This is a genomic window from Acidimicrobiia bacterium (genome assembly GCA_040880805.1).
GTDB lineage: Bacteria > Actinomycetota > Acidimicrobiia > IMCC26256 > DASPTH01 > DASPTH01.
Map to the genome: position 1 here is coordinate 30606 of JBBDHW010000014.1, position 9256 is coordinate 39861.

Genomic DNA, 9256 nt, shown 5'->3' on the forward strand with positions numbered 1-9256 from the left:
GCCGCGAGCTTCTCGCCGCCGCGCGAGACGAAGCGGGGCGCATCGCTGGTGACGTGGATCGGTTCGCTTGCCTCGACCATTCGTGCGGGCACAAGCGCGGGGCTGCCACCCACGAGCACACGGCCCTCCGCGATGGCATCAGCCGCACGCGCAGGGCTCTCGAGCAGTCCCCTCCTCACCAGCTCGGCGTCGAGTCGTCGCCGTACCGTCACCCGTCCCACAATACGCGGCAATTCGGTCAGGTCAGGGCAGCAGCGCAGCAAGCAACCGTGGTGCGAGCTCGCCGACGTCGGCGGCAACGTACGGAGGCGGCGGCGACGGGATCGCCTCACCACCGGGTGGCGCGACCTCCGAGGTAACACCCGACAGCACGAGCGCGAACGGCCACCCGAGCGCGTCGGCCATCGCACCGTCGGTCGACGGGCGGTCCCCCACCATCACGCCGCGTGTGCCGAGGCGCTCGTGCACGAGCGCAACGGTGGGGGGCTCGGGCTTGCCGGCGACCTCAGGTGTTCGGCCGGATGCGGTCGCGACCGCGGCGACCAACGAACCCGCACCGGGGATCAACCCACCGTCGCCCGTGGGGTACGTGGCGTCCATGTTCGTCGCGACGAAGCGCGCACCCTCACGAAGCGCGCGAGCCGCGCGCTCCAAGGCGGCGTAGTCGAAGTCGCGGTGGAAGCCGACGACCACCGCCACGGCCGGCGGCTCACGCACGACGGTGAGCCCGGCGGATTCCAGTGCCTCGACCACACCAGGACCCGCGCAGGCCAGCACGCGCGCGCCAGTCGGCAACTCGGCGCCGAGCAGCGCGCCCGCGGCGACGGCGCTGGTGAGCACATCGTCGGATGTGGCCGGCACACCGGAGCGTTCGAGCTTGGCCACGACGTCGGCGATCACCATGCTCGAGTTGTTCGACAGGAACCCCACGCGGAGCCCCGCGTCCCGGAGCTGCGCGACCCCACCCGCGGCGGCCGGGATCGGGTCGTCACCCCGCCAGATGACGCCGTCGAGGTCGAAACACACGACCGGTGCAGTCACTGGCTTACCGTCACTGGCTTACCGTCACTGGCCTACCGTCACTGGCCTACCGTCATCGGGCGTCGTCGACCGCTCGCGACAGCGCGTTCCGGTAGTCGGCCTGGTCGGGTCGCATGGCAATCGCGAGCTTGAGGTGGCGCCGCGCACCGAGCCGGTCACCTTGGCGCAGCAGGCAGAGGCCGAGCCCGAAATGGGCGTAGTCGTTCACCGGATCGATCTCCACCGCGCGCGCGAACTCGGCACTGGCGGCGGAGAACCGGCCGGACCGGAAGTACGCGCGCGCCAGCGCCTCGCGCACCGACGCCTTGTCGGGCTCGAGGTCGCGAACACGCTCCAGCGCGACGACCGCCGCGTGCGGGTTCTCCGACTCGAGGAGCCGGGTTCCCTCCTGGAATGCCTCGTACGCCGATTCCACGCCATCTCTCCTTCGTCGCGGCTCGCTTTCGTCACGGCCCGTTCGTCAAAGCCATTTCGTCAGGGAAGGTTCGGGCGGGCGATAATCCGGGGTCCGCCCCCGACATCCGAGGAGTTGAAGCGCGCCGGTGCCCGACTTTCTTCCCTTTCCCGCCCTCCGTTACGCGACCCCGCCGTCGGGTGACGCGGACCTGAGCGCGGTCTGCGCCCCACCCTACGACGTGATCGAGCCCGAGGATCGCGCCTCGCTCCTCGCCGCCGAACCCCGCAACGCGGTGCGGCTCATCCTCCCCGACAGCTATGCCGCGGCAGCGGACTTGCTCGCGCGCTGGCAAGCCGACGGCACGCTCATCGTCGACGACACGCCCACCTTCTCCATCTACCGCATGCACTTCACCGGCGACGACGGGCTCGCCCGCGTCACCACCGGGGTGATCGGCGCGCTGGAGCTCGACCGCGACGGCGTGCTTCCCCATGAGCGGACGCTGCCGAAAGCAAAGAGCGACCGCCTCGAGCTCCTGCGCGCGACACGCGCCAACTTCGACCCGATCTGGGGGCTCTCGCTCGCGACCGGCCTCTCCGAGCTGCTCGAACCGGATGCCGCACCCGTTGCCGTCGCGGACGACCGCGATGGCGTGCGCCACGAGTGCTACCCGATCACGGACCCCGTCCGCCTCGGTGCGATCCGCGCCGCCGTGTCGGCGTCGGGCCTCGTGCTGGCCGACGGTCACCACCGGTTCGAGACAGCATGCACCTACTACGACGAACGCCGCCGCGACGACGTCGGTGCCGGGGCGATCATGACCCTCGTGGTGGAGCTCGCGCCCGAGCAGCTCTGCGTGCGCGCGATCCACCGGCTGCTCACCGACCTCCCCTCGGTCCGGATCCGCGACGCGCTCGCGTCGGTGTTCGACGTGCGCGACGCGGGCGCGAACGACGCCGCCGGTGTCGCGGCGTTGGAGGCCGCGATGCAGCGCGAACGCGCGCTCGGGCTCGTCGATGCGGAAGGGCTCGCGCTGCTCGTGCCGAGAGCCGCGCTCGACCAACGCGTCGCCGAGCTCGCTCCGCCGCTGCGCGACGTCGACGCCGCGCGCTTCGATGCCGCGGTGCTCCCCGCGCTGCCGGGCGTGTCGTTGGCGTACCGCGACGACGCCGCCACCGTCGCCGCAGCGGTCGAAAAGGGAAACGCGCAAGTGGCCGTGCTGCTGCGCCCGGTCGAAGTCGAAACGATAAGGGCCGCGGCCGCCGCGCGCCTGCGTATGCCCGAGAAGACGACGTTCTTCGCGCCGAAGCCGCGTACCGGAATGGTGTTCCGCAGCCTCGATCTGTGATCTGATCGCGGCCAGCACCCAGGGACGCGAGGAGGACCCATGGCCAGCTGGGCCGAGCAGACGAAGGAGAACGTGCAGCCCCACGTGGACGAACCGATCATCGCGGTCGGGGTTCTCCAGCCCGCCGGCATCTGGGGCTCCATCGGGGTCGGGCAATTCAGCCGTATCGCCGGGACGATCATGCGGAAGGCCGCGAACAAGAAGTCCGGCGGGCTCGGCAAGCAGGGCGAGATCAAGACCCAGATGGCGCTCGTCGCGGTCACCGAGGGCAAGCTCTACGCGTTCAACGCCAAGTCGTGGGGCCGCCAATGGCAGGTAGCAGAACCCATCGGTGCGTGGGATCGCTCAGACCTCGACATCACGACGACCAAGGCCACGCTCTCCACCAAGGTCGTCGTCGACGTGAAGTCGACCGGCGACCACTACGAGCTCGAAGCCACCACCGTGTTGCAGATGAAGGGCCACAACGACGCGTTCCTCGCCGCGCTCGAGAACTTCTCGTCCTCATCGGGAACGGCGTCGGAGTAGGTCAGTTCACGTCCCAGGTGGCGCCGGAGCCGATGAGCGCGGCAAGGTCGCCGGGACCCTGCCGCTCGACCGCGCCGACGAGTTGTCGCTGCACCTCGACTTCGTAGGTGGGACGCTCGATGTCGCGGAAGACGCCGATCGGGGTGGGCATCGTGGGTGCCGACGCGAGGCGTGCGAGCGCGAACGCGAGCGCCGGGCTCTCACGCTTCTCGTCGTGCACCAAGAGCTTGTCGAGGCCCACGTCGGCGACGTTCACGATCTCGCACTCCGCGAACTCGTTGAGGATCACGCCGCGCTCGCCGTCGGCGCCGAAACGGATCGGTTGGCCGTCGTGGAGCTCGATGAGCATCTCCGAGCGAGCTTCCTTCGCAGTGACCGCCTCGAACGCGCCGTCGTTGAACACGTTGCAGTTCTGGTACACCTCGACGAACGCCGCGCCCTTGTGGAAGTGCGCGCGCCGCAGCACGTCCATCATGTGCTTGCGGTCCATGTCGTGCGTGCGCGCCACGAACGTGGCCTCGGCGCCGAGCGCGAGCGCGAGGGGGTTGAACGGGTAGTCGAGCGACCCGAACGGCGACGACTTCGTGATCTTGCCGACCTCGCTCGTGGGCGAGTACTGGCCCTTCGTGAGCCCGTAAATCTGGTTGTTGAACATCACGATCGTGAGGTTCACGTTGCGGCGCAGCGAGTGGATGAGGTGATTACCACCGATCGACAGCGCGTCGCCGTCACCGGTGATGACCCACACGTCGAGGTCGGGTCGCGCCAGCGCGACACCGGTGGCGATCGCGGGCGCGCGTCCGTGGATGCCGTGCACGCCGTACACGTTCATGTAGTACGGGAACCGAGCCGCACAGCCGATGCCCGACACGAACACCAGGTTCTCGGGCTTCACACCCAGCTCGGGCATGAGCAGTTGCACGTTGGCGAGGATCGAGTAGTCGCCGCAGCCGGGGCACCAGCGCACGTCTTGATCGGACTGGAAGTCCTTGCGCCCGAGCTTGACCGCGGTACCGCCGCCACTGTCTCCGTTTCCTTCGGCACCAATTCCACTCACCATCGCGTCGTCAGTCATCCGAGCATCTCCAGGATCTTCGCTTCGATCTCCGCTGCGGTGAACGGCACGCCCCGCACCTGCGTGAGCGACACCGCGTCGACCAGGAACTCCGCGCGCACGAGGCGCGACAGTTGCCCGAGGTTCATCTCGGGCACCAGCACCTTCGAATAGCGCCCGAGCACGTCGCCGAGGTCGGCCGGGAACGGGTTGAGGTGCACGAGGTGCGCGTGGTCGACCGCGCCCCCAGCCGCCCGCACCCTCCGGACCGCCTCGCTGATCGCGCCCCACGTGCTCCCCCACCCGAGCACGAGCGCGTCGGCACCGCCCTCGGAGTCGACGTCGACGCCCGGGATGTCGGACGCGATGCCGGCCACCTTCGCGGCCCGGATGCGGACCATGAAGTCGTGGTTCGCGGGCTCGTAGTTGATGTCGCCCGTGCCCTCTTCCTTCTCCAGGCCGCCGATGCGGTGCATCAGGCCGGGCGTACCCGGGATCGCCCACGGGCGGGCAAGCGTGTCGGGGTCACGCAGGTAGGGCCAGAAGTCGTCGCCGTGGTTCGGCTCCTCGGCGAACGGCACCGAGATGTCGGGCAGCGCGTCGATGTCGGGCAGCAGCCACGGCTCCGCGGCGTTGGCGACGTAGCCGTCGGTGAGGATGATCACCGGCGTGCGGTACTTCAGCGCGATGCGCGCCGCTTCGAAGGCGACCTCGAAGCAGTGGCTCGGCGAGCGCGACGCGATGATCGGAACCGGCGCCTCGCCGTGACGCCCGTACATCGCGAGCAAGAGGTCGGACTGCTCGGTCTTGGTGGGCAGACCCGTCGACGGTCCACCGCGCTGCACGTCGATGAGCAGCAACGGGAGCTCGAGGCTCACCGCGAGGCCGAGGCCTTCGCTCTTGAGGTCGACGCCCGGACCACTGGTAGCGGTGACGCCGAGCTGGCCGGCGAACGCCGCACCGATGGCGATGCCGATCGCGGCGATCTCGTCTTCGGCCTGCAGCGTGCGCACGCCGAAGTTCTTGTGGCTCGACAGCTCGTGGAGGATGTCGGACGCCGGCGTGATCGGGTACGACGCGTAGAGGATCGGAAGGTTGGCGTGCTGCGCCGCCGCGAGGAGCCCGTAGGCGAGGGCGGGGTTCCCGCTGATGTTGCGGTAACGCCCCGGCGGGAGCGCGGCGGGCGGTACTTGGTACGCCGGACCGAAGAGCTCGGCCGTCTCGCCGAAGTGCAGGCCGCCTTTGAACGCGGCGACGTTGGCGTCGACCACGACCTGCCGTGACCCATACTTCTGCTGAATCCACGCGAGCGTGGGGTCGACCGGACGCGTGTACATCCACGAGATGAGACCCACGGCGAAGAAGTTCTTCGAGCGCTCCGCGTCGCGCGGCTTCACGCCGAGCTCTGTGCACGCCTCGAGCGTGAGGCTCGTCATCGGCACCTGGATCACCCGGTACGCCGAGAGCGACCCGTCTTCGAGCGGGTTCACCTCGTAGCCGACCTTGCCGAGGTTGCGCTCGTCGAAGGCGTCGGAGTTCACGAGCAGCGTGGACCCCGGCGGCATCTCCGCGAGGTTGGCCTTCAGCGCCGCGGGGTTCATGGCCACCAGCACGTTCGGCGCGTCGCCGGGCGTGACGATGTCGTGGTCGGAGATGTGCACCTGGAACGACGACACCCCTGCGATCGTCCCCGCCGGGGCTTGGATCTCCGCCGGGAAGTTGGGCAGGGTGGCCAGGTCGTTGCCGAAGATGGCACTGGCCTCGGTGAAGCGGTCGCCCGCGACCTGCATCCCGTCGCCGGAGTCACCGGCGAACCGGATCACGACGTCCTCGAGTAGCTCCGGCTCGATCGATGTGGTCTCAGTCACGTCCCTCACTCCGTTGTGTGGGGCTGAGTATGAAGGTGCTCGCTACGGCGCCCGGCCGTTGCGCGCCGGGTGATTGTACCGACCGGACCCCGGTTACCTGGGACCGGGGCCTCACCATGGGTCGCACGCTCTCGAATCGGGATACCCGATTCGCGGACACTCGCTCCTACCCGAGCACATCGAGCGCCGACTCGGCCAACCTGAGCGCGGCGGCGATTCGGCGGCGATCGCGTGCGCGACCGATCAATTCGGCCTCGACGTCGACCCGCGAACCGACGCCACCGGGACGCTGGTAGAAGCGTCGGCGTAGCTTGCCCACCACCACGACCGCGTCGCCCGGCTCGAGCGACTCCAGCCACGCAGGCGGGTCCCACACCGTCACCGGCACCGACGTGGCCCGGTCGTTGCCCGCCGGGCAGCGCACCGCCAGCGTGGCGAGGCGCGTGCCCGACTCGAGCACCCGGATCTCCGGCGCCGCCGAGCATGGCCCGCAGACCACGCTCAGGTTCACCGCGGGGAGGTCGTCGCGTTCTGCTTGCTTTGCTTCCTTGGGCATTGCCTTTCCCCTCTCGTTTCGAAACGGCGAGGGGAAGCGCGAGAGGAAGCTCGGTTGCGACCCTACGACGGGGGTAAGACACTCACCCGAGGGCGGCGCGGCGAACGGCTGCGTCGACGTACTGCGGGTCGGCTCGGCGTACCTGGTCGAACAGGTCGCGCGCACGGGCGATGTTCCCGGCGCGCTCCTCGAGATCCGCGAGCGCGTACCAGAGGCGGAGGTGGTGATCCAACGGGGCGCGCACGGGGTCGGCGCGCTTGCGGAGCAGGGTGAGCGCGTCGTCGATGCGGCCTTGGTCGGCGAGCGCGCCGGCGTACACGATGCGACCCTCGGCGACGACGTCCCCCGACGGCGACACCGCCGCAAGCTCCTCCCAGGCGGTCTCGACCTTCCGCCAGCGGCGCTGCGCCCGGTAGCAGTCCATGAGCACCGGGTTCTGGTCGACGGCGTCGGAGAGCTCCGCATACGCCTCGAGCTCCTTCACCGCCGCGTTGTAGTTCCCGATGCGGTACTGGCACAGCCCCACGAGCTCGCGCACGCTCGGCGAGTCGGGAAGTTGATCGCGGAGGGGACGGAGGATGCGCAGCGCTTCGCGCTCGCGATCGTGCGAGTACGCGTCGGCCGCATCCATCAGGCGCTTGAACAAGCGGTCGGCGTTGCGGCCCGCAAGCCGCGACACCTCCTGCTCCACGTCGGCGGGCCCACTGCGACGGCGACGGCGCGGTTTGGCCGGCGCGCGCGCCGCGGGCTTCCGGCTCGGCTTCGGCTCGGCCGGCTTCGGGCGTTTGCCCACGACTCGCAGCGCGGGCCGCTTGCTTTCGTCGCGGCGGCGCGGCGGCTCGTCGGGTCGCCGCCGGCGCGGCGGCTCGTCGCCGTCTTCCTTGTGGTACGGGCCGAACCCGTCGGTGCGCTTCTGCGGACGCCCCCGGCGGGATCCCGAGCCCGAACGTTCGGCGGAACGCCCGCGCCCGCTCCTGCGACTTGATTGGCCCGATCGATCCTTCGAGCGACCGTCGTCCTTGCGCTCCGGCGCGCGTCCTCGTTCACCGCCGTCACGAGAGGAGGCGGACCGCTTCCCGGATTCGCGGCGCGATGAACCGCCGGCCTTCCGCGCGGGTGGACGGCCGCGTCCGGTGCTTCGTCGGTCGTCTGCCATCGTCCTCGCGCGTCTGTTGGGGGTGTGTCAGCGTAGTGACACGAGCGTCGGTCCTTGTTGAAAGGACCCGAGAAGCCGGGCAATGGTGATGAGCGAGATCTCTGAGCGGTACCGGAAGGTGGCCGGACGGTTCACCGAGCGAGCGAGGGCAGTGCCCGACGCCGCGTGGGACAACCCCGCGCCCTGCGAGGGGTGGGTCGCTCGTGACGTCGTCCGCCACATGGTGGAGTGGATCCCGTCGTTCTTCCCCGCCAGCACCGGCGTCGAGGTCCCGACGGTGCCGTCCGTCGACGAGGATCCGGTCGGCGCGTGGGTGAGCGTCAGTTTCAGTACGGCCCCCGGGTCGACGTCCCCGCGACGGGGACGAGCAGACCCGACTCATCGCGTTCACCGGACGCCACCCCTAACGAAGGAGAGGAACCGTGAGCAGGGTGATCGTGTCCGAGTTCGTGACCCTCGATTGCGTCATGGAGGCTCCGGGCGGCGAGCCAACGCACCTGCATTCGGGCCGCGTCGGTGGCGGCAAGCGCTTCTTTCCGGAATCGCGCCAGAAGAAGCCGCTGCGGCTCGCGGACACCAAGACGTTCCCCTCGGGCGTGGTCGTCCACACCTACCACCCGGCCGGGAGCTGAGCGCGACGCGGGAGATCGTGAGAGAGGCAAGCGCCCCCGCCGCTGCAATGCCTGCGCGACGGGGGCTGCTCGTCGAAATCCCGGCGGTGACCTACTCTCCCGGAGGGTTTCCCCTCAAGTACCATCGGCGCTGGCGGTCTTCACTTCCGTGTTCGGAATGGGAACGGGTGTTTCCCCGCCGCAATGACCACCGGAAACCTATTCAGTTTTTGGTGTGTTGGCTCCCTAAAGAGCTCCAGAGCGAGCACGAGCATGCGGAAGAAAGATCCCAAGCCCTCGGCCGATTAGTACCGGTCGGCTGAACACGTTGCCGTGCGTACACCTCCGGCCTATCAACCTGGTCGTCTACCAGGGGCCTTACCCGGTTAACCCGGTGGGAGATCTCATCTCGAGGCTGGCTTCGCGCTTAGATGCTTTCAGCGCTTATCCGTTCCGCAGGTCGCCAACCAGCCATGCCCTTGGCAGGACAACTGGCACACGAGAGCTGCGTCCGTCCCGGTCCTCTCGTACTAGGGACAGCTCCCCTCAAATCTCCTACGCCCGTAGAGGATAGGGACCGAACTGTCTCGCGACGTTCTAAACCCAGCTCGCGTACCGCTTTAATGGGCGAACAGCCCAACCCTTGGGACCTGCTCCAGCCCCAGGATGCGACGAGCCGACATCGAGGTGCCAAACC

General features: G+C 69.2%; 10 protein-coding genes, 2 rRNA genes and 1 pseudogene. 4 read left to right on the forward strand and 9 right to left on the reverse strand.

Annotated elements, in window-relative coordinates; translation table 11 throughout:
* From WD271_02680 to WD271_02690, 3 genes are all read right to left on the reverse strand, one after another.
* A partial coding sequence (locus WD271_02680) for a S4 domain-containing protein (GenBank protein MEX1006732.1) occupies window positions 1–212 on the reverse strand: 212 nt, incomplete at its 3' end.
* 31 nt (window positions 213–243) lie between these two features.
* On the reverse strand, window positions 244–1041 hold the full coding sequence (locus WD271_02685; GenBank protein ID MEX1006733.1) for an HAD-IIA family hydrolase: 798 nt from the start codon (window positions 1039–1041) through the stop codon (window positions 244–246).
* Between the two features lie 52 nt (window positions 1042–1093).
* Window positions 1094–1456 (reverse strand): tetratricopeptide repeat protein, encoded by a 363-nt coding sequence (locus WD271_02690; protein ID MEX1006734.1) that lies wholly within the window; start codon window positions 1454–1456, stop codon window positions 1094–1096.
* 127 nt (window positions 1457–1583) lie between these two features.
* Here WD271_02690 and WD271_02695 point away from each other — a divergent pair, with 127 nt between their 5' ends.
* Together WD271_02695 and WD271_02700 are read left to right on the forward strand one after the other, a co-directional pair.
* Window positions 1584–2786 (forward strand): DUF1015 domain-containing protein, encoded by a 1203-nt coding sequence (locus WD271_02695; GenBank protein MEX1006735.1) that lies wholly within the window; start codon window positions 1584–1586, stop codon window positions 2784–2786.
* A 39-nt stretch (window positions 2787–2825) separates the two neighbouring features.
* Window positions 2826–3314, forward strand: a complete 489-nt coding sequence (locus WD271_02700) for a hypothetical protein (GenBank protein ID MEX1006736.1) — start codon at window positions 2826–2828, stop codon at window positions 3312–3314.
* 1 nt (window position 3315) lies between these two features.
* Here the strand turns inward: WD271_02700 and WD271_02705 are convergent, their stop codons facing one another.
* From WD271_02705 to WD271_02720, 4 genes are all read right to left on the reverse strand, one after another.
* Complete coding sequence (locus WD271_02705; GenBank protein MEX1006737.1) at window positions 3316–4389, reverse strand: 2-oxoacid:ferredoxin oxidoreductase subunit beta; 1074 nt, start codon at window positions 4387–4389, stop codon at window positions 3316–3318.
* The gene (locus tag WD271_02710) at window positions 4386–6236 is read right to left on the reverse strand and encodes a 2-oxoacid:acceptor oxidoreductase subunit alpha (protein MEX1006738.1); all 1851 of its coding nucleotides are present in this window, start codon (window positions 6234–6236) and stop codon (window positions 4386–4388) included. The genes WD271_02705 and WD271_02710 overlap by 4 nt, the downstream gene beginning before the upstream one ends.
* Window positions 6237–6402: 166 nt before the next feature.
* A complete protein-coding gene (locus WD271_02715; protein MEX1006739.1) occupies window positions 6403–6792 on the reverse strand; it encodes a single-stranded DNA-binding protein in 390 nt (129 codons plus the stop codon).
* A gap of 82 nt (window positions 6793–6874) precedes the next feature.
* On the reverse strand, window positions 6875–7585 hold the full coding sequence (locus WD271_02720) for a tetratricopeptide repeat protein (protein ID MEX1006740.1): 711 nt from the start codon (window positions 7583–7585) through the stop codon (window positions 6875–6877).
* A gap of 451 nt (window positions 7586–8036) precedes the next feature.
* Between WD271_02720 and WD271_02725 the strand changes: the two are divergent.
* A pseudogene (locus WD271_02725) lies at window positions 8037–8414 on the forward strand (maleylpyruvate isomerase N-terminal domain-containing protein).
* Window positions 8371–8580, forward strand: coding sequence for a hypothetical protein (locus WD271_02730; protein MEX1006741.1), 210 nt, complete (start codon window positions 8371–8373; stop codon window positions 8578–8580). Before WD271_02725 ends, WD271_02730 begins: the two are co-directional and overlap by 44 nt.
* A 78-nt stretch (window positions 8581–8658) precedes the next feature.
* On the opposite strand, the gene rrf is transcribed toward WD271_02730, so the two are convergent.
* A 5S ribosomal RNA gene (rrf, locus tag WD271_02735) occupies window positions 8659–8775 on the reverse strand.
* A gap of 69 nt (window positions 8776–8844) precedes the next feature.
* Window positions 8845–9256, reverse strand: a 23S ribosomal RNA gene (locus WD271_02740); the annotation flags it as partial.

What these genes read in the sequence shown, in the direction of transcription:
- WD271_02700 (MEX1006736.1), top strand. Translation starts at nt 2,826, where the DNA reads ATGGCCAGCTGGGCCGAGCAGACGAAGGAGAACGTGCAGCCCCACGTG.
- WD271_02705 (MEX1006737.1), bottom strand. Translation starts at nt 4,389, where the DNA reads ATGACTGACGACGCGATGGTGAGTGGAATTGGTGCCGAAGGAAACGGA.
- WD271_02715 (MEX1006739.1), bottom strand. Translation starts at nt 6,792, where the DNA reads ATGCCCAAGGAAGCAAAGCAAGCAGAACGCGACGACCTCCCCGCGGTG.